The organism is Vibrio pomeroyi (assembly GCF_024347595.1).
In the GTDB taxonomy this organism is placed as follows: Bacteria; Pseudomonadota; Gammaproteobacteria; order Enterobacterales; family Vibrionaceae; genus Vibrio; species Vibrio pomeroyi.
This window is the reverse complement of the sequence record NZ_AP025507.1, coordinates 1,700,387-1,719,759: the sequence shown is the minus strand read 5'-3', so window position 1 is coordinate 1,719,759 and position 19,373 is coordinate 1,700,387. Positions and strand designations below refer to the sequence as shown.

Annotated in this window: 15 protein-coding genes; 8 read left to right on the top strand and 7 right to left on the bottom strand. The window is 44.9% G+C overall.

Annotated elements, in window-relative coordinates; translation table 11 throughout:
• Nucleotides 1-29: 29 nt before the first annotated feature.
• Nucleotides 30-1,268, bottom strand: coding sequence for an L-lactate MFS transporter (locus OCV12_RS23500; protein WP_132762405.1), 1,239 nt, complete (start codon nucleotides 1,266-1,268; stop codon nucleotides 30-32).
• 594 nt (nucleotides 1,269-1,862) lie between these two features.
• On the opposite strand from OCV12_RS23500, the gene OCV12_RS23495 reads away from it, so the two are divergent.
• Nucleotides 1,863-2,243, top strand: a complete 381-nt coding sequence (locus OCV12_RS23495; RefSeq protein ID WP_017060877.1) for a hypothetical protein — start codon at nucleotides 1,863-1,865, stop codon at nucleotides 2,241-2,243.
• Between the two features lie 144 nt (nucleotides 2,244-2,387).
• On the opposite strand, the gene OCV12_RS23490 is transcribed toward OCV12_RS23495, so the two are convergent.
• The gene (locus OCV12_RS23490) at nucleotides 2,388-2,732 is read right to left on the bottom strand and encodes a YajD family HNH nuclease (protein ID WP_261886349.1); all 345 of its coding nucleotides are present in this window, start codon (nucleotides 2,730-2,732) and stop codon (nucleotides 2,388-2,390) included.
• Between the two features lie 286 nt (nucleotides 2,733-3,018).
• On the opposite strand from OCV12_RS23490, the gene yghU reads away from it, so the two are divergent.
• The 3 genes from yghU to OCV12_RS23475 all read left to right on the top strand — a co-directional run bounded on the left by yghU (nucleotide 3,019) and on the right by OCV12_RS23475 (nucleotide 9,054).
• Nucleotides 3,019-3,876, top strand: coding sequence for a glutathione-dependent disulfide-bond oxidoreductase (gene yghU, locus OCV12_RS23485; RefSeq protein WP_261886348.1), 858 nt, complete (start codon nucleotides 3,019-3,021; stop codon nucleotides 3,874-3,876).
• A 244-nt stretch (nucleotides 3,877-4,120) separates the two neighbouring features.
• Complete coding sequence (locus OCV12_RS23480; protein WP_261886347.1) at nucleotides 4,121-8,587, top strand: SslE/AcfD family lipoprotein zinc metalloprotease; 4,467 nt, start codon at nucleotides 4,121-4,123, stop codon at nucleotides 8,585-8,587.
• Between the two features lie 143 nt (nucleotides 8,588-8,730).
• Nucleotides 8,731-9,054 (top strand): DOPA 4,5-dioxygenase family protein, encoded by a 324-nt coding sequence (locus OCV12_RS23475; RefSeq protein ID WP_261886346.1) that lies wholly within the window; start codon nucleotides 8,731-8,733, stop codon nucleotides 9,052-9,054.
• 107 nt (nucleotides 9,055-9,161) lie between these two features.
• On the opposite strand, the gene OCV12_RS23470 is transcribed toward OCV12_RS23475, so the two are convergent.
• The 5 genes from OCV12_RS23470 to OCV12_RS23450 all read right to left on the bottom strand — a co-directional run bounded on the left by OCV12_RS23470 (nucleotide 9,162) and on the right by OCV12_RS23450 (nucleotide 12,887).
• Nucleotides 9,162-9,314, bottom strand: a complete 153-nt coding sequence (locus tag OCV12_RS23470; protein WP_009844874.1) for a hypothetical protein — start codon at nucleotides 9,312-9,314, stop codon at nucleotides 9,162-9,164.
• An 87-nt stretch (nucleotides 9,315-9,401) separates the two neighbouring features.
• Nucleotides 9,402-10,694, bottom strand: a complete 1,293-nt coding sequence (locus tag OCV12_RS23465; RefSeq protein ID WP_261886345.1) for a sensor histidine kinase — start codon at nucleotides 10,692-10,694, stop codon at nucleotides 9,402-9,404.
• Nucleotides 10,691-11,365: a response regulator transcription factor gene (locus OCV12_RS23460; RefSeq protein ID WP_017632316.1), complete on the bottom strand. Its 675-nt coding sequence runs from the start codon at nucleotides 11,363-11,365 to the stop codon at nucleotides 10,691-10,693. The genes OCV12_RS23465 and OCV12_RS23460 overlap by 4 nt, the downstream gene beginning before the upstream one ends.
• An 8-nt stretch (nucleotides 11,366-11,373) precedes the next feature.
• Entirely contained in the window at nucleotides 11,374-12,285 is a 912-nt protein-coding gene (locus tag OCV12_RS23455; RefSeq protein ID WP_261886344.1) for a sterol desaturase family protein, read from the bottom strand.
• 11 nt (nucleotides 12,286-12,296) lie between these two features.
• Nucleotides 12,297-12,887 (bottom strand): hypothetical protein, encoded by a 591-nt coding sequence (locus OCV12_RS23450; protein WP_261886343.1) that lies wholly within the window; start codon nucleotides 12,885-12,887, stop codon nucleotides 12,297-12,299.
• 195 nt (nucleotides 12,888-13,082) lie between these two features.
• On the opposite strand from OCV12_RS23450, the gene OCV12_RS23445 reads away from it, so the two are divergent.
• The 4 genes from OCV12_RS23445 to OCV12_RS23430 are packed head-to-tail and all read left to right on the top strand — an operon-like array spanning nucleotide 13,083 to nucleotide 19,330.
• Nucleotides 13,083-13,970 (top strand): ABC transporter six-transmembrane domain-containing protein, encoded by an 888-nt coding sequence (locus tag OCV12_RS23445; RefSeq protein ID WP_261886342.1) that lies wholly within the window; start codon nucleotides 13,083-13,085, stop codon nucleotides 13,968-13,970.
• A complete protein-coding gene (locus OCV12_RS23440; protein ID WP_261886341.1) occupies nucleotides 13,960-15,135 on the top strand; it encodes an efflux RND transporter periplasmic adaptor subunit in 1,176 nt (391 codons plus the stop codon). Before OCV12_RS23445 ends, OCV12_RS23440 begins: the two co-directional genes overlap by 11 nt.
• Entirely contained in the window at nucleotides 15,132-18,299 is a 3,168-nt protein-coding gene (locus OCV12_RS23435) for an efflux RND transporter permease subunit (protein WP_261886340.1), read from the top strand. The genes OCV12_RS23440 and OCV12_RS23435 overlap by 4 nt, the downstream gene beginning before the upstream one ends.
• Nucleotides 18,296-19,330, top strand: coding sequence for a helix-turn-helix transcriptional regulator (locus OCV12_RS23430; protein ID WP_261886339.1), 1,035 nt, complete (start codon nucleotides 18,296-18,298; stop codon nucleotides 19,328-19,330). The genes OCV12_RS23435 and OCV12_RS23430 overlap by 4 nt, the downstream gene beginning before the upstream one ends.
• Nucleotides 19,331-19,373: the final 43 nt, after the last annotated feature.

Below are 19,373 nucleotides of genomic sequence, written 5' to 3'. Positions count from 1 at the left end.
TCAGTAACAAATTCAATCTTTTCTGATGATTAAGCTTGTGATGCTTTTAGTTCAGCAACTTTCGCTTCAGAGATTGGCTTAGTGATGATTGCTAGAACAATACACACTGCCATCATAACTGCAGAGATTGTGTAAGCTAGGCCGTAACCTTCGCCGTTTGCCATTGAGAAACCAACAACTGCTGCACCGATAGCGCCGCCGATACCCCATGCCGTGTAAAGCACGCCGTAGTTAGTACCGTAGTTTTTCAGGCCGTAGAATTCAGCAGTTAGTGTTGGGAATACTGCTAGAAGCGTACCGTAACCAACAGCTGCGATAGCTGTACCAATGATTAGCGTGAATTCAGAGTTGAACGTAGCAAATAGAGCCATGTTCGCGCCTTGAAGGATGAACGCTAGAAGTAGAGTACGTACACCACCGATTTTATCTGCAAGCATACCCGCAGCAACACGGCCGCCTGAGTTGAATACTGCAAGGATAGACGCTAGGTAAACTGCGTTTGGCAGGTTAGCTTGAACGCTAGCGATTGTAGTGATGTTACCGATGATCATTAGACCAACAGATGCAGCGAATGCGTACATGATCCATAGAGAGTAGAACTGAGGAGTCTTCAGCATTACTTTCCACGTTAGGTCTTCAGTCTTCTTAACCGCTTTAGGTGCTTGGCCTGCTTTTACTTTAGGTTCAGCTGGCGTGTAATCCGCTGGTGGGTTGTTGATTGTTGCTGCTAGAGGTACTGCGATTGCAAGTACACCAACACCAAGAATCATAAAGCTTGTTTGGATACCCATGCTGTCGATTAGCGCAGAAGTTACTGGTGCTAGGTAAATAGCTGCAAGACCGAAGCCTGCTGCGATTAGACCGTTAACCATACCTTTCTTAGAAGAGTGGAACCACTTCATTGCTGATGGAGAAAGACATGCGTAACCGAAGCCGATACCAGCACCTGTCATAATACCGAACGTGATGTTCAGCATCATAGGTGTTGTAGCGAAACCAGAAGCAATCATGCCTAGGCCTGTTAGAGCTGTACCTAGGATTAGGATCTTACGTGGACCCATACGGTCTTGTAGGATGCCTGCAACAAGAAGACAAACAGAGAATGTGATAGTTGCAATAGCGTAAGGAGAAGATGCTTCAGCAGCACTCCAACCAGCTTCAGTTACTAGCGCTTTGTTAAATACACTCCAAGCATACAGGATGCCAAGACAAAGGTTGATACAGAAGCCTGCTAGCAGGATACGTGTTGCTTTATCAATCTTGCTCATTTTTATTCTCGGTTCTGTCTTTTGTTTAGTAACAGTCACTCAACGAAAGACGGGTTATTGTCATTGTTTCTTCAAAATTAGTTTGCGTTTATCAACAGATACCGCAAAAGAGCGCGGATTATAACCAATAAAAATGTGATTGGAATCTCTTTTTCCATTTTTGGTAAATTAAATTCACTTTGTTAACAAGTTGTTTTTTGTAAGTTTTAAAATTGTTCTCAACACCTTTCTATTTTGTTCTTTTTAGGCGTGCAGCCTTATTATTTCAGGGATTTTTTGATATTGGTTTTTTAATAGCCACGTATTCCGTGCGGATATCACAGAGTTACAAATTATTTTAAATAATTTCTAAGGTTAATTTTGTGTAACAAAATAAATTAAAATGGGACTTTTTCTATGTAGGACAAGTGATAACGGACTTTCTGAAAAAACAACTTGTTAACGCAATGTTAAATGTGGTTTTGTGGTTAATATTCACACACAAACTGGTCATGTTTTGGGCTTGTGTTCTCCTCAAAAACAAGGAAAATAGTATGCAAAATGAGATTCCAAATTTGAAAGGATGCGTTTCCAGTCTATTGCGAGGCGAGTATTATGAAACTGTTTTTAATTCTATTGATGTCAATTTCTGGTGGTGTAGCGGCAGCTGACCATATTCACTCTTTCCTATTCGGCTTCTATGTTGCGGCTCTAGCTGTTGGTAGTTGCTACTGGCTTGCATTCCGCAGTACGCGTTTCCCACAGTTGGCATTAGTGCTATTGATGTGTGGCTTTTTTGCGAAAATTGCAGTGACTGTTATCGGTGTTTCTTGGGGTATCTCGAACGATATCATTCAATCGCCGTTCATTTTCTCATTGTCATACCTGTTCTTCTTAGTGGTTGTGTCTTACGTTTGGTTTGCATACCGCGATAAATTGACGCTAAAAAAGCGTGCTAAACAGGTAGAAGAGTCTCGCAAACAAGCGGCAGCATAATTTGATTCTTAAAAAGCCTTCTTCGGAAGGCTTTTTTGATCCTGTCTACCTGAACTCTATTATTTAGTTATGACGGTAGATAAAAGAAACCCCAGTATGCGACATACTGGGGTTTCTTGTGTTTGAGTCTCTATGAAAAGCGTTCTATTTCTTCATCATCTTTGCTAGATCAGCAAACGGGTTATGCGTAGCCGTTTGGTGGTCGTCTAAACGTGCTTTTGCGTCCACACCATAACGCTCATGGTCAGTGTATTTTGAGTGCTCATGATCGTGACAGTATAGGCACAATAGTTCCCAGTTACTGCCATCTTCAGGGTTGTTTGTATGATCGTGATCCACGTGGTGAACGGTCAGCTCTCTTAAGTTTGAGTAAACGAATTCACGTGCACACTTACCACAAACCCATGGGTACAGTTTTAGTGCCTTTTCACGGTAGCCTTGCTCTTGGCGAGCGTACGCTGCACTCGAGCCTGTGTAATCAGAAGACATTGCCAAATCCTTATCAATTATAATCCCCCGATTTTATCACAGCTTTCTGGAACGGATAGGACTGTCGTTGCTAAATGGTGCAGTAGATTAACCAACATTGAATGAAGTTCGAACTAGGGGGCGAATAGATGCCTATCTTTTACATAAACCACCTCGTAAAACGGGTTATGTCTTTCTGGAATAAGCCATGCTTAACAGTTTGAAAATAAATCGTATTCAGGGGTTTTAACCAAGGACATGTGACCTAATATCAGTTTGTGAGACCCTATATTAATAAGGAAATATCATGTCACAACAATACACACCGCCAAAAGTTTGGGTTAACGATGCTGCTGGTGGTAACAAGTGGGCAAACATTAATAGTCCTGAATCTGGCGCTCGATTTGATAAAGAGCTTCCTGTTGGTGACCACGCCTTGCAACTGTATTCTCTTGGTACGCCTAACGGTCAGAAAGTCACTATCATGCTAGAAGAGCTGTTAGCGGCGGGTGTTAAAGAAGCTGAATATGATGCGTACTTGATCAATATTGGAGAGTCAGACCAATTCTCTTCTGGTTTTGTTGGTGTAAACCCAAATTCGAAGATCCCAGCACTGTTTGATAAATCAGGTAATGAAGATGTGAATGTATTCGAATCGGCTTCTATCTTGATGCATCTAGCTGAAAAATTTGGTCACTTCTTGCCGAAAGAAGGGGCAGCACGCACGCAAACCATCAACTGGTTGTTCTGGGCGCAAGGTTCAGCCCCATTCCTAGGCGGCGGTTTTGGCCACTTCTACGCTTATGCAGATGAAAAGCAAGAATATCCAATTAACCGCTTCGCAATGGAAGCTAAGCGTCAGCTAGACGTGTTAGACAAGCAACTTGCTAACAGCACTTTCGTTGCGGGCGAAGAGTTCAGCATTGCTGATATCGCAATCTGGCCATGGTACGGCAACCTTGTATTGGGCAACCTATATGACGCCGCTGATTTCTTACAAGTTGAGTCTTACACCAACGTAGTTCGCTGGGCGAAGCAATTAGAAGCTCGCGAAGGCGTTCAACGTGGTCGCATTATCAACCGCTCATGGGGCGAAGCGTGGGAGCAACTTCCTGAGCGTCACTCTGCAGAAGATATCGATTCGGTGTTGAAGCTCAAGCCTTAGTCTTGATTTGATCAACATTGATGTTTTTTTCGAAACGCCATATCTCTATAGAGGTATGGCGTTTTTCTTTAACTAGGCCATAGTAAAACGAAAATAGAGCTTTTAGTTAATGTGTAAATTAAAGCAATTTATTCAATTGTTTATGAGTAGTGCTCTTTGTTGTGAGGATAAAAAACTATAGTCATCAAGACGGGCCAAATCTATAAAATAACCGTCCATATAAAATTACGATTAACATCGCTCAATGAAAAAAAACATAATTGCGTTGGTCATTATATCCGCCGCACTTTCTGGGTGTAATGATGATTCACCAACCTACAGTGAGACCCCTGATGTCGTTCCACCAACGGATCTATTACCTCCAACAGAGGTTATCCCCCCAACGGACATTCTTCCGCCGACTGACATTATTCCTCCTACAGATATTGTCCCTCCAACGACTTACATTAGTTCGTTGATATCGAGTGGAACGATAATATCGGGAGAGGTTTATTGTGATGGTATCAGCCTTGAAAGTGGCACATTCAGTGTTCAACAAGGCGTGGGTTTTAGCTGTACATTAGGCCATCTTAATTTAGGCGACTTTACCGCTCCTTTTCCTGACATTACAGAAAGATCGATTTCAAATGATGGCGTTCGTGCGGCATTTGAGTTGACGCAATTACATGGAAAGAACGTCACCAAGGTTCTGCAATCCATTGATGTGTGCGAGACGGAAAGCGAGATATGCCTAAAAGAACTTGATGCCTTTGATATCGAGGATGTGTTCTCACAACTTGATGATCAAAATGCAGTCGATGCGTATTTTTCGTCAAAAGAAGAAGAATCTACCGATGAAGTTGGCAAGGCTCCGAGTTCACACGTAGATACAACCGTTGTTCCTGCTGTTGATCCTAATGCGGACAATAACCTTAACGCTGGTTTTGTCTCTGCAGATGCAGAGTCGACTTATGCTTACAAGCCAAGTGTTGAAGGAAAGGTATTAACGCGCAGTAAGCTAACAGACGAGAATGGTAAACCGATTTCCGGGGTCAGTTTCTTTTCAGCTAACGCGACAGGTGTGACTGATGAAGACGGGGGGTTTGAGTACCTATGGGGCGACAGGATTGCTTTTGGTATCGATACGTTTGAGTTTGGTTATATCACTGGTAATCAGTTAGCCTACAAATTGTCTGATGTGACCAATAATGTGGTTGAGAAAGCAAATATCCAATCTTTGATTGAACGTTATGCTGTTGATCATGATAGTCACTATGAGATCTCTGAAGAGGTTCAGGATACGTTCTCAAAGTACCCGAATGTTATTAACGAACTGATAAATCTAACTCTGCCAAACGGTGGGGTAATAGAAGGTACTGACTATGAACTTCCTAATGAGTTTGTTGGTCAGTTTAGCCAAGGGTTAACGGCTGTAATCGATGAGGAGTTACGTCAAACACCTCTGTTTATGGATTATGTGCGCCAACCTGTGATGCTATCTATGGGTTCTGGCCACTATGTTACAGAGTCTCTGCAGCAAATATTCCATAACGTAACGACATTCCATGTCTTTAACGACAATGGTAGCTTCTATGGTGCGACGGGTTATACCCGCGGTATGCGTGCTCTGAATATTTCAAACAGAGCCTTCCCTGTGATGATGCCGAGAGCAGACAAGAACCGAGAGATTCCTTTTGGAGAGCATCAAGCTTGGACTCGTGAAGGTAAACCTTACATTGCGGAACATCCTCAAATTGTAATGCAACCCATTCCTTTCGTTTCTGAAGATAACGCCACTTATGGCTTTCCATTCGTTACAGCAGGCGAGATCGGCAAGGGTAAGGTTGTGTTTATGGGCAATGGCTTATATCCAAGTATTCTGTCATGTCCTGACAATTATTGGGCTAACCGTGCTTTAAACATTGATAGTAAAGCTGAGCGTTGTCTAGCAGCAGAATTAGAGAATGCAGAGCATGATGACCACGGCAGCATGAGGTTGTTTTTCTCGAACTTGTTTGAGTGGTTCAATAATGGTTTGCCTATTGCTGGGATGAATGCTGTCACTAATATTGACCAAGCTTATTCGGCTTATCACCATTCCACCATGGGTAAGCAGTACACCTTCTTTGTTAGTCCGCAGTATGGTTTTGCATCTTTAGAAAAGCGTGGATCAGGTGAGTTTGATGGATTAGAAGCGACCACTACGCCAATTTTGATTCTTCAGGCATACCCACCTAAGTTGATTCAAGATGGAATGACCAACCAATTCGTTGCTGACTTAGAAAATCCAAACTTAAGCCAAGACGATATTACTGCGCTTATTAACTATGTTAATGAAGGTGGCAATATCTTGTTTATGGATGCGATTCAAACGACTAACCCTGAACCTATTGGACGCTTAGCGGATGCTGCTGGTGTTTCATTAGGTGGTGAGAACGTTACGCCAACGAATCAAGCTTTCTGCGGGAGTTCTTATTACTGCCAAGCGCCATACCCAAACCTTCACGTGAAAAGTGAAAAGGAAATGGTGGTACTAGAGCGCTTTGAAGATAACCAAGGGGAGCCTCCATTCACTGTCAATCAGGATGGTACAGTTGATTGGATCAAAGATGAGTCGAAGATTAAGTTTGAAATACCAACTTATGAAGTTCAAAAGCTAGACGAAGAAGGCAAAGCTGTTTTTGATAAGTCTGGTAAACCAGTCATGGTCACTAAACACGCACGTATTTTTGTAGAATCTGCTGAGGAGAGAGCAGCGGCCATCAAAGAACTGCAATCTGCATTTGCTGGGACTCCTCTTTGTAACAACGAATATGAGTACGAATTTAACTGTATTGAAACTCGTTCTGGAGACGGTGTTACTGTTCGTGGTGCTTATCATCGCGCAGACTTTGATCGCTATGAGGTGAGTGAAGCTGTTGTTGGTAGCATGGTTAAAGCGGCGAATTTGGGCACTAACTTTACTGCCCTTTATGAGCATGAAATTTACTATCGCACGAAAGGCACTCAGGGCAAGCGCCTGTCTAACAGTGAATTGAATCAAGCTTTCGACAACCTGTCTGTTTGGATGTGGAATGACAACGCTTATCGCTTTGAAAGCGATATACAAGATGAATTAGGCTTTAAGCAAGCTGTTCAATTCTTAAATTGTTATACCGATGGCCAACATCAAACAGATACAGTAGAAGCACAATGTCCTGTTGATCTTAAAGCTTCATTGGTAGCCAATAACATGATCTATGGCGAAGGTGACTTAGTGGGGCAGTTAAACCCTAGTTACCCGTTGAACTATATGGAAAAGCCACTGACTCGTATCATGTTGGGACGCTCTTTCTGGGATCATAATATTGTTGTCGATACGACAATGTACCCAGGTCGAACTACAGGTGCGTCTTCGTCAAGTTCAGTTCTTATCCAAACGGGTGGTAAGGGCGTAACGTATTCGGCTGGGAACAATCAATCGACAGGTTTATGGGCACCTCAGCTACAAGATGTGACGATTAGTAACGGTGTCGTTGCAACGATCACTGTGATGATGGCGGATGATCTTACAGGCAAGCCTAACCATGAAACCAGTTTGAAGCGCCCTCCGCGTATGCAAACTAACTATGCGTACGATGGTTCGAATTTAACCTTCAAGGTTCCATATGGTGGCCTTATTTACATTCAACCGAAAGTAAAAGAGTTTGGTGAAGTCTCATTTATCGTTGATGGCGCGTTAAAAGCTGCTTGGTGGAAAGAGGGGGAGTGGATTAACCCAGTTCAATTGGCAGACGCACCTATTGCGGAAGTCGACACGGGTTCATTTATCTATACCACGCCTGTTAAGAACATAGAATCCGCTGATTTGGTACAGTTTGCTTCGGACATGAATCGATTCGCTGACGCCGCAAGTGAGTTCTACGGACGTGATGAGGTGCAAGATGATGGTTTACACCGTAGGTTCACTTATCCAGAATTGACGGCGTTCCGCCATCGTTTTGTGAATGACGTGCAAATTTCGATTGGCGCTGCTCACTCTGGCTATCCAGTGATGAATTCGAGTTTTAATGCAAACCGCACATACATCCCAACTAACCCTGTGAATGATTGGCTACTGTGGCATGAAGTTGGTCATAACTTGGCATCTGCACCTTTCTCAGCAGCGGGCAGTACTGAGGTGACGAACAATCTGCTTGCGCTTTATATGCAAGAGTTAGAGGGGCGTAACGAAAATCCAGAAATGGATCGTATTAAAACGGATATTAAGAAGGCACCAAAATGGCTAGAGCAAAACGATAGACATGCTTGGTCACATGGTGATGCTGGTTTACGTCTAGTTATGTTCGGGCAACTGAAAATCTGGGCAAAATCGAACTTTGCTATTGATGATTGGTATGGTCGTGGAGCTAGCCAATCTGCGGCTTACGGTGATGATGAAGGCTGGAATATGTTCAAGCTTATGCATCGTAAAGCACGAGGCGATAGAGAAGGTGACTCGAATACGAACTATTGCAGTACTAGCGAAACTGGGCTTTCTGGTGGAGACCTAATGATGGTGTGTGCTTCTTATGTTTCGAACTATGACTTAAGTGACTTCTTTGAAGCTTGGAACGTAGGTGAAACCTCCATGACTAATGCTGATGGTTCAAAGTCTTACAGTGGAGGCATCAGCGAGAAAGGTCGTAGTTTGGTAGAGCAATTAAACTTGCCGAAACCAAAGGATAGTCCTTTGAAGGTCGACTCTATCTAAGAGGGACAACCATTGTTTAAACTGCTTATTGCTTGAATCAAACGCCACACTTCACTTTAGTGTGGCGTTTTTACAGCCATAAAAGAGATCTATGCGAAAAAGCAGGTTAAACTGCGCGTATCATAATTCTAAAGGATGGTGCCATGTACCACGGTCATATCTATTTCCCTCTGCGCTTTGCAGAGCAGGCAGAAACACTGCGTCAGAAAATTCTATCGGAACGTAAAGATGTATTAGAGGTTTTTCCGCTAATCCAGCGTTTGGTTGGCCCACATAAAATGCCGATGTTTGAGTTCCACTTTGCTAACAAAGAGTCGGGCATTGTTGAGTGGCTTGAGCAAGAGCGCGGCGATATGTCTGTGCTGATTCACCCAGTAACGGGCGGTGAAGAAACGCTAGACCACACAGTACGTGCGATTTGGCTTGGTCGTGAGCTAGGTGTGTTTGAAGAGACATTAAGTAGCTAATTTAATTCGCGCCCGACAGTTTTTAGCTAATCAACGTTTTTAACAAACATAGCTGCTGTCGGGTGTATCAAAGCTCACTAATTTTCGAGCTATTTCCTTTTTTATACCTAGCTTCTCCAGCTGTTTCCCAGCAACAAAGATACCGCTACCGACACACCTAAAGCGATTAAGATATTGGGTAAGTAAAGTCCCCAAATCGCGACACAAACCGCCACGGTTACCACAGCCCACAATAGTGTTTCTAAAATCCAAGTGCCCATAACATAACTCCTAACTAGATTGTGCGACTAGCATAACCAAGCCAAGGTAAACTTTTGGTCACCATCAATTAAGCATCTAGAAAACCGCTACAGGATAACTTTTACTTTGAACTCATAGTTGTTGGTTTCATGAGTAAACTGCCAATCTTGGTTCTGACAAACGCGTTCAATGAGCTCTAGGCCGATACCAAAAGAGGTTTGTTGTTCAGAGTTGTTTGCTAAGTTTTGATCTTCCAAACGGTTGGTTACCTCAAACTGATGTTCTGTCAGTGTGATCCTGATATCTCCTTTGCCACCATGTTGGAATGCATTTCGGACTAAGTTGGTGAGCACAACTTCAGTGAGCTCTCGAGGAAGGAGATGTTCTTCTTGAACAATCTTGATTTGAATATCGACTTCTTTGTTTTTCAAAAGGTAACGTTGGCTTTCAATAACACTGTCGAGTAGGGGAGCGAGCTTGATTGGCTCATAGTTGGTTTCCATCTCGTTATTACGACTCATCCACAGCAGAGTCGTCACTAAGGCTTTCATGTTGGTGGCTGAGCGTTGGATTCGTGCGACGGCACGTTGGCCGTTGTTGGGAATGCTATCAGACAAGCGAACCAACATATCGCCACTGGCTGAAATGGTGGCAATCGGTGTTCTTAGTTCGTGACTTGCAGTTTTTAAGAAGAAGCTCTCACGCTCATTGGCTTGGCGTTCGCCTTGTACGCTTTTAACCAGTTGAGAAGCCAACTTATCGATCTCTTTATACCGAAACTGAGTCAGCCCTTTTGTGTTGTCCACATCCAGAGATTCCGACCATTTGGATAAGGTAATAATCGGTTTGGTGACTCTGTGTATCAGAAGGCGAATGATCAAGAATACCAAGAGTAAAAGAGCGCCAATGGCGATAAAGGCACTGTTTATTTGATTCACGGATTCAGGCGGGTTGAGTTCGAATAGGTTCAAGTAAATCGCTTCGTCGTATTCAGAAATGATGTATAGCGATTCGTCTTTTCCAGAAATTTGATGTTTGGCTGCATAGAGATATAGCCCCGATTCATTGCTAGATGAAGCCTCGTAATGTTCATAAATAGCGTCGTTATCAAATGTATTCCAATCAAAGGCTTGTTGAAATTTAGCTGGCAGTTCCGAATAGGTTAGAAAGGCTTGGAATGTCGGGTTTTGATAGTCTGGCAGTTGCCCTGTTTCGATGTAACGTTGCTCTGCAACTTCCAGTTCATACAAGAATCCATATTTTGCCGACTCATTAAGGCCAATATGATAACTCTGAGACACCATTAAGCTGTAGATGGCCGTTAATAGCACGACGATGCCAAACAGGTAGAGGTAAATGTCGCGCTTAATACTGACACGATTCATGTTTGCCTGTTTCATGACTGCTCCTCATGTAAGACAACACCAATGCCATGAACCGTGTGAATCAGCTTTGAATCAAAGGGCGCATCAACTACTTGGCGAAGCTTAAACAGGTGCGCTTTTACACTGTCAGAGCTTGGCATTTCGTCTTCCCAGGCTTCTTCAAGCTTGGCTTTACTTACCACGTTAGGGCTGTTTCGAACTAACATCACGAGCATTCGCCAACAAACAGGGGAGAGCTTCAACAGCTTGCCGTCTCTAATGGCTTGATGCTTGTCTAAGTCGAGCTTGAGGTCTGCCACGGACAATGAAGTTACGGAACCTTGAGCACGACGTACTAATGCCATCAACCGTACTTTGAGTTCTTCCATCGCAAAAGGCTTCACGAGATAGTCATCCGAACCGACCTCGAACCCTGCGATCTTGTCTTGTAACGTGTCTCGTGCCGTCAGCATGAGAATCGGAGTGGTCACGCCTTGCTGGCGAAGAGATTGGCAGACATCAAGCCCGTCCATTTTAGGCATGTTGATGTCCGTTAAGATGATGTCATAACGCCCCTCTAACGCAAGATTGAGCCCAGCGCTGCCATTGTAAGCAAAATCGAATTCGAAACCGTCGAGTTCCATATAGTCTGCAATGGCTTCTGCCAAGTCACTGTCGTCTTCAATCAACAGGGCGTTAATGCTCATAAGTGTCCTTACTTTGTTTCTCGTTCTCTTTTCCAAGCCCAGATAGGTGGCTGAATAAGAAGTTGTAGTCGGTAGTTCCAATTTGGCGCGTGCCATAACTGCTGGCACAGTTTAACGTAGCCGTGGAAATATACCTTAAATGGGTTCACAGAGTTGATTCTAGGGAACACACCGTATCTGACTTCTTGCTCTTCTTTGGCGAACGTACCGAACATACGATCCCAAATGATCAATATCCCAGCGTAGTTCTTATCAAGGTACTGTTTGTTGGTCGCGTGATGCACTCTGTGGTGCGAAGGCGTATTGAAAACGGCCTCAACAGGGCGAGGTAATCGCTTAACCGTTTCGGTGTGCAATAACGTTTGATATAGCTGCACAAAGGTTTCACACATCAGCACGACAAACGGGTTAAAGCCGAGCAGAATTAACGGCAAGTGAAAGAAGAATGGGAAGAACCAATCCAAAGGTCCAAACCTGTAAGCAACCGAGATATTAAAGTAAGGCGAACTATGGTGAACCGAGTGTGTTCCCCAAGCTAAACCATTACTGTGCAAGAATCTGTGTTCCCAGTAGTACGCGAGATCGGCCAAGATCAAGCAACCAAGAATTGTCCAACCAGATATCGGTAGTTGAGTTAGGCTGAAGTTCTCGTAGGCGTAAACAAACGCACCAACATAAGCTAACCCGACAAAGAAAACGGTAACCAATAAGAAGAACAAGGTGACTAAGTTAGTCGCGCTGTCTCCTAACATGTTCCAACTTAGCTTTTTCTTAAAGGCATAGCGGATAAGCTCGAAGATAAACAGAGCCAGAGCAAGCAGTAGAAAGTTATCATCAACCCAAGTCTCGGTCAGGATGACGCTCGTTTCTGTGAATGTTTGAGAGAGAAAGTTCCCAATGCTATCGATAGTGAAATCCATAACTAAATCCTTTACTGACCATTCTTATAATAGACGTATAACTCGCTAGAATCTGGCAACCCATGCTGATTCAATTGGTGGTGCTCGATAACCATATCTACCTCTCTTAAGACTGCAATACCTTCCCAAGCCAGCGCTAGCTCCTGCTCAGTATGCTCACCTTGGTTCAGTAACAAAGTGCCTTGAGACTTGCTTGGAACCTTAATTAAGGTGCTGTTTTTATTTGATGCTGATTGCTGAGTCGGGAAGCCAATCGTGATTGTGGCTTCACTGAAGTCTGAGCTGATGTCTTGATAGACGACGATGACTTTCTGTTGCTGTGCGATCTCATCATCATTGGCTTCTAGGTCTTGGTAGAAATCGACCCATAGCTCTGGCACGTCTTCTAAAGCAATCGTCTTACTCAAACCTTGCAGGTAAGTCGTATTTGCAGTCGCTTGTGGTTTTACCTCTGATGATTGTTTCTTTGAGGTGGTGTTCGTTGATGACTCAGTTATTGGCTGCTCAGTCGATGCATCCGCAATCGCAGGCTGAATATGTAATAGTCCCCAGACAACGCCTGTAATACCGACTGTCGTGAGTAATGACGCGAATAATTTCATGCTCTTTCCTTGTTGTTCATTTTTCTTATCAAGGACAGTAAAGGAGCCGAGGTAAACAAAAGGTAACCGAGCAGGCTTTTTAGTTGGTCAACAGCGAATCGGGACACAACCTAATTTTCTAATACAGCAATTTGGGACACTTTTTCCCATGCCGAATTGGTAATACTGACGCCATATTCATTTATGGGCTCAATAATGCTATTCAAACATCCCATCTCTCTGCTGACGATTATTCGGCTGAATCCATTAAGGGTCGCTACGACTTGGTTAATGGTTCTGGCTGAAAACGTGATGCTTATTCTGTTGCCACTGTTTATTGGTTACGCTATCGACGGCGCATTAAACCAAAGCTTCCAGCCTTTGATGATGCTGGCCGCGATCCTTTTTGTACTGGTGATCATCAGTGTCGTTCGTCGTTTTTACGATACCCGTGTTTATGGTGCGATTCGGGTAAAACTGGCGAATATCGTTGAGCGTAATTTGCGCGGTTTATCTATTTCGACTAAAGACGCTCGACTCACCATGTCGCGTGAGCTGGTTGATTTTTTAGAAGACGATCTACCTGCTTTGATGACGGCCGTGGTTCAGCTTGTTGCGACTGTGGTGATTCTCTCTACATTCCACTTCTCATTGGCGCTTTGCATGTTGTTTGCTGGGCTGTCGATGCTCGCGATTTATGGCGTGTTCCACCGAACCTTTACTCGGCTTAACGGCCAATTTAACGATCAAGTTGAACAGCAGGTTCAGTTACTAAGCGGTGTTCGCTTGTCAGCGCTTCGTTGGCACTTTGAGCGACTAAAACAGTGTGAAATCAAGCTTTCAGACACCGAAGCGATTGTCTACGGACTGATCTTTACTGTGTTGTTTGGCGCAGTCGTAGGCAATTTGTGGATGGTGAGTCAGCTTATCGAGCCGACCGCTGGACAAGTATTTTCTATCGTTACCTATTCACAGGAGTTTGTTGAAACCGCAGTGATGCTCCCAATTACGCTGCAAACCCTTTCACGTCTCACTGAAATCAGTCAGCGACTTAACCACACCTCTGTCCAACAGGCTACCAAGGAGATGCCTTATGAAATTTAAAAAGCCACTGTCTGTAGTAGTCGGTTGTGCGGCTATCTTTGCTGCCTTGATTGTCGTGGATGAATTGGAACCCGAGGCAGCAGAGCCTATTAAGAAACAAGCGGTTATGGCACCGGTTTCTGTATTGGAGGTGACTCCCTCACAGCACGAATCGACGTTAACGGTACTCGGCTTAACCGCTGCTCGTTGGCCAATTCAGCTGAAAGCATCGAGTAGCGCGCAATTGAAATGGTTGGATGAAGGCATCGAACCGGGAAATTTAGTCAAAAAAGGTGATGTGTTAGCAAGGCTAGATACTAGCGCCGTCGACGCGAACTTGGCGCAAGCGTTGGGGGCGCTAAAACAAGCGGAGCTGGAATTGAAACAGGCTAAGCATGAACAGACCGTAGCCCTCAAAATGCTTAATCCAAAAACAAGTTCGTCTTTTGCGCGCAGAGAGCCTCAAGTGCTTGCCGCAAAAGCCAACCTGCAACAAGCCAAACAGGCGTATGTGAGTGCGCAGAAGTTGTTGGAGGAATCAGTGATTACTGCCCCCTTTGATGCGGTGATCATGAAGCGTCACATTAGCCCTAGAGAGTGGGTAGAGGCGGGGCAAGTGACCTTTGAATTAGCCGCCAGTGACTCGATTGATGTCGAGCTTCCAATCTCTGAACTGCATTGGCAGCAAGTTCAAGCCGCTTTGGTTAAGCCAAGTATTCGTGTCGTGAGTCGTTCTGGGAATCAATGGCCAGCGAAGGTGCGCTATGTGTCGCCAGAAGTGGATTCGGTGACCCGCCAAAGACAAGTCGTGCTTTCGGTTGAGGATCCTTACCAAAACAAACCAAGGCTTTTCCCTAATCAGCAGGTTCAAGCCGTGGTTAATTTAGGTCTAAAAGATGATGTGGTAAGCGTACCTCTGAGCGCTATGACGCGAGATGGATACGTGTGGACGTTAGACACAGAAGATCGTTTACGAAAAGAGTCGGTAACACTTATCGGGCAAGGCAGCCAAGAGCTTGATATTCGCTTCAACGATCAAAGTGATAAGGCTCGCCGCGTGGTGCAATATCCGCTTTCTTCGATGCTAATTGGTAAACAGGTCGCGCCTAGATTCAATTACGTTCATTCTGAAGCCATGCTCGCCGGCAAATCTGATGCAACACAGATGAAGGAATCAAGCCAATGAGTTGGATGACAAAATGGTTTATTAATAACCCAGTCGCCGCCAATTTGTTGATGATGGCGATTGTTATCAGTGGTGTGTTGGCGTTTGGGCAGCTGCGAGTCGAGTCGTTTCCACAAATCGCACCTTCATCAATCAGCATTACCGTGGTTTACCCTGGCGGTACTGCGCAACAGATCGATGAGAGCGTGACTCAACGAATCGAAGAGTCGATCAGCGGCATTGCTGGTATCAAACAGATCACCAGCCAATCGAGCGCTGGCGTGTCTAGAGTCGTGGTTCGCAAAACCAGCAGCACTGACTTAGACAAGTTGTTGGATGACATTCGTAATCAAGTAAACGCCATCAACGGCTTTCCAGTGCAAGCCGAAAGGCCACAAGTGGTGCGCAATGAATTTACCAATTTAGCCGCGTTTGTGGTGTTATCAGGGCCAAGAACCGATGACGAGCTGCAACCTATCGCGAAGCAGCTTGAACAAGCGCTAAAGAAGAACCCTCAAATATCAAAGGTATCAAACTGGGGAGCTCGAACACCTCAGTTGGTGATTGAGCCAGTCCCTGACCAACTGAAAGCGTTAGGGCTGAGCTTGGAAGACCTCGCGAGGCTTGTTGAGCAGCGTTCGCTTGAGTCTCGCAGCGGTGAGCTTATCAGTGACAAAGGCCGAATGGTGATTCGTGGTGACGGTTATGCCGATGATTTGCAGAAGCTGAATCAGCTTGTCGTGATTTCGGGAAGCAACGGAAAAATACACTTGGGAGACATCGCCAAGTTAAGTCGTGGCTACCAATACAGTGGCTCGATCGTGCGTAACAACGGCTCCAATGCCATCGCTTTATTGGTCAGCACTAGCCAAACCGACAACCTGCTTAAAGTCAGCGAGGCGATCAGTGAAACACTGGATTCGCAACGGGCGATTCTGCCGTCGGATATAGAGCTGAATACCATGGCTGACATGGCACCTTACATTGAAGAGCAGCTATTTCGTTTGAGCGAAAACGCATGGCAAGGCTTGCTAATTGTACTGATTTTGCTTGGAATATTTCTTGAGATTAGGCTCGCGTTTTGGGTCGCGATGGGGATTCCGATTGCGCTGACAGGGACGCTCGCCGCAATGCAGCTTTTTAACTACAGCATCAACGACATCACCTTGTTTGGGTTTATCTTGGTACTCGGTGTGCTGGTAGACGATGCGGTTGTTGTCGGGGAAGCCATACATGAAAAACGGACGGGAAACGCTGGTCATTCCGGAGTCCAAAATATAAACGGCTCATCTGATATAAACGGTAAAACAGCTGCTTGGCAGGGCGTTCATTCAGTGTCGGTGGCGACTGTATTTGGTGTGCTGACGACCATTGCGGCATTCTCTCCAATGCTCTGGATTAACAATGAGTTAGCCAAGGTACTTGCTGGGTTTTCCGCAGTAGTGATCTTCGCTTTGATCTTCTCGCTTATCGAGAGCAAATTTATTCTGCCGTCTCACTTGGCACAGCTTTCAGTGAAAAAGACATCTACCAATATCTTCGCCAAGGTTCAGAATGCGGCTCAAGGCGGGTTGCAGTGGTTTAATCTCAACATCTACAAGCCAGTATTGGAGTTTGCACTTGGCTACAAAGTTGCGTCCTTACTTGGGTTTGTCGCGGTTATCTCACTGGCTTATGGCATGTGGTCGAACGGTGCAATTCGCAGTGCTCTGTTCCCTGAGATTCCGGGGCGCTACATCACTGCGGTTATTGAGTTGGAAGATGGTGCGCCGTTGCCACTGCAGCGCCAAGCCTTGCTACAAGTAGAGCAAGCAATGACACAGGTAGAAAAAGGCTTAATGGAAGATTATCCCTTGCAAGAAAAGCCCGTGGTGAATCTACTCGCATGGTCTGATGGTTATGGTGAAATTGAAGTCACTGCCGAGCTGACCAATGAATCTTTAAGCTTATTGCCAGGCAATTTATTGCTGACGCGATGGCGAGAGAGTGCAGGGCAAATCGAAGGCGCTTACTCGGTTAAATTCAGTGCAGCAGAGGAGCCTGCTGGTGGCACATTCTTAACGATCTCTTCTAATGATCGTGAGCTTGCATCAAGAGTGAGTGAACAGTTAGCGGATAGTTTGGCTTCGTTGAAAGGTGTTTCAGATGTCTACGATGATGGTCAGGACGGTTTACCGCAAGTTCGTTTGGTGTTGAATCAATATGGTCAGCAATTAGGGTTAACTCAAGCCACGCTAGCTCAACTCGCAGGAGAAGCGTTTGGCGAAAGGGAAGTCCATCGTTTGTTGGAAAATGGGCAAGAGACTAAGGTGCTGCTGCAATATCCGAGAGATGAGCGTAGAACTTTAGCGCAGCTAAAACAAGCCATCATTATGTTGCCGAACGGTGGCAGTGTGATGATGGGCGATATTGCTGAGTTCCGCCACGAGCAAGAGCCGCAAGTGGTTTATCGTCGAGACCGAGAGCAAGTGATTAACCTCTATTGGAAGCAAAACCGTGACCTGCAATCACCAGAGAAAACACGTGAGCAACTTGAAGAGACGATTGAATCTCTGCAGCAACAATATCCAAGCGTAACCATCAAAGCGGGCGGTGAGTTTGAAGAGATAGGGGAAGTATCGGATGGCTTTAAATCCGCAATGATTCTGACTTTGCTGATGATTTACATCTTGTTGGCGGTGCCTTTAAAGTCTTACTGGCAACCAATGATCATCATGGCGGTCATCCCGTTTGGATTCGCAGGCGCGATTTTTGGTCACTACTTGATGGACTTGCCGATCAGCATTCTCTCTATGTTCGGCATGATGGCTATGACGGGGATCGTGATTAACGACTCGTTGGTGCTGATCACGCGTTTTAATGCTGAATATCGACAAGGTGTGCCATTACAGAAAGCGTTAGTGATTGCAGGTACTAGCCGTTTGAGAGCGATCTTCTTAACTACGATTACCACTGTGTGTGGGCTGTTGCCGTTGTTAAGTGAAACTGCGGAACAAGCACAATACTTAAAGCCTGCGGCGGTCTCACTGGTGTTTGGTGAACTATTTGCTACTGCGGTAACGCTGATTTTGATCCCTGTGCTGCTTGGTCTGTTTTGCCGCAAACCGCCTCAGGTTGAAAATCTAATTGAACAAGAACCACGTGAACAAGATGCATTAGAAGAACTCACTTTGGAGCGCTCGTGATTGATTTTATAAAGGACAAAGACGATAGTGAAGCCAAGCGATCGAATCCAATCAAGTCGACAGAGACAAGAGCTTCTATGCCTGAGAACAAAGACCGTATGACGCAACAGAGTAAACCTGACTATCAATCAGTGCCTGGCTTTAAGCTGGTGCCTGAGATTGCGTTAGTGGAATCTTTACCTGAGCACCTTCAAAAACGCTTTAGTCATGCGCTTACTTTGATGCATGAAGAGTGGGGTGAACGTCGTACATGGGAAGAAATAGCCACCGAGAGCGCAATTTCTCCGTATCACTTTCATCGTCAATTTACTGAGCTATTTAATGAAACACCGGGTCAGTATTTGAGTCGCGTTCGATTACAAATCGCAGTGGGTTTGTTGATTAATGATGAGCCGTGGAGCGTGATTGAAATTGCTCAGTACTGTGGCTTCTCATCGTCACAGTCGTTAGGTAAGGCGCTTAAACGTGAATTAGGGGTTACGGCAAAGCATATTCGAGAAATGGGCTACAACGCGACACCTAAGGAGACGGCGGATTTCATTCAGAGATTGGCGCATCCAGGTGTGCAGTCTTCAATGGAAAAAGAATTGGTTAAGTCGATGCCGACCGAGCTGGTTTGGTATCCAGAACGCGGTATGCAGAAGCTCAAACTGGACGATCCTGATTGGGATACGGTGTTTGAGATGTATGGCCAAAAATCGACACAACTCATGGGCACCACACCAATAAAGCAGATGAGAAACAAGTGGGACGACATAGATGCCGAAATCGGAAACTGGCAAGTCGCCAGAGACCGTTACGACAAGATCGTTCCAGAAGGTTACTACCTATGTAGCGATGTTTATCTGGTTTCAGATGTGGCTTATAGCACGGCCTTAGAAGCGCTCTTTAATGCGGTTAAGCAGCAAGGTTTACAATTAGATGTGAATGGCTATTTGGTGGAGATGATTCGCCACATAGATGATGACGATGTGGAAGGAGTGACTTTCTCTTTCCAGCTACCTGTTTTGACCGTTTCAGATAACGAATAATAAAAAGGCTCCTCAATTGAGGAGCCTTTGTTTACCAAGAGCT

Bases quoted from the DNA above. Each gene is read 5' to 3' on its own strand.
- OCV12_RS23470 (WP_009844874.1), bottom strand. From the start codon at position 9,314: ATGGGCACTTGGATTTTAGAAACACTATTGTGGGCTGTGGTAACCGTG.
- OCV12_RS23490 (WP_261886349.1), bottom strand. From the start codon at position 2,732: ATGTCTTCTGATTACACAGGCTCGAGTGCAGCGTACGCTCGCCAAGAG.
- OCV12_RS23495 (WP_017060877.1), top strand. From the start codon at position 1,863: ATGAAACTGTTTTTAATTCTATTGATGTCAATTTCTGGTGGTGTAGCG.
- OCV12_RS23440 (WP_261886341.1), top strand. From the start codon at position 13,960: ATGAAATTTAAAAAGCCACTGTCTGTAGTAGTCGGTTGTGCGGCTATC.
- OCV12_RS23445 (WP_261886342.1), top strand. From the start codon at position 13,083: ATGCTATTCAAACATCCCATCTCTCTGCTGACGATTATTCGGCTGAAT.
- OCV12_RS23500 (WP_132762405.1), bottom strand. From the start codon at position 1,268: ATGAGCAAGATTGATAAAGCAACACGTATCCTGCTAGCAGGCTTCTGT.
- OCV12_RS23455 (WP_261886344.1), bottom strand. From the start codon at position 12,285: ATGGATTTCACTATCGATAGCATTGGGAACTTTCTCTCTCAAACATTC.
- OCV12_RS23475 (WP_261886346.1), top strand. From the start codon at position 8,731: ATGTACCACGGTCATATCTATTTCCCTCTGCGCTTTGCAGAGCAGGCA.
- OCV12_RS23450 (WP_261886343.1), bottom strand. From the start codon at position 12,887: ATGAAATTATTCGCGTCATTACTCACGACAGTCGGTATTACAGGCGTT.
- OCV12_RS23465 (WP_261886345.1), bottom strand. From the start codon at position 10,694: ATGAAACAGGCAAACATGAATCGTGTCAGTATTAAGCGCGACATTTAC.
- yghU (WP_261886348.1), top strand. From the start codon at position 3,019: ATGTCACAACAATACACACCGCCAAAAGTTTGGGTTAACGATGCTGCT.
- OCV12_RS23435 (WP_261886340.1), top strand. From the start codon at position 15,132: ATGAGTTGGATGACAAAATGGTTTATTAATAACCCAGTCGCCGCCAAT.
- OCV12_RS23480 (WP_261886347.1), top strand. From the start codon at position 4,121: ATGAAAAAAAACATAATTGCGTTGGTCATTATATCCGCCGCACTTTCT.
- OCV12_RS23460 (WP_017632316.1), bottom strand. From the start codon at position 11,365: ATGAGCATTAACGCCCTGTTGATTGAAGACGACAGTGACTTGGCAGAA.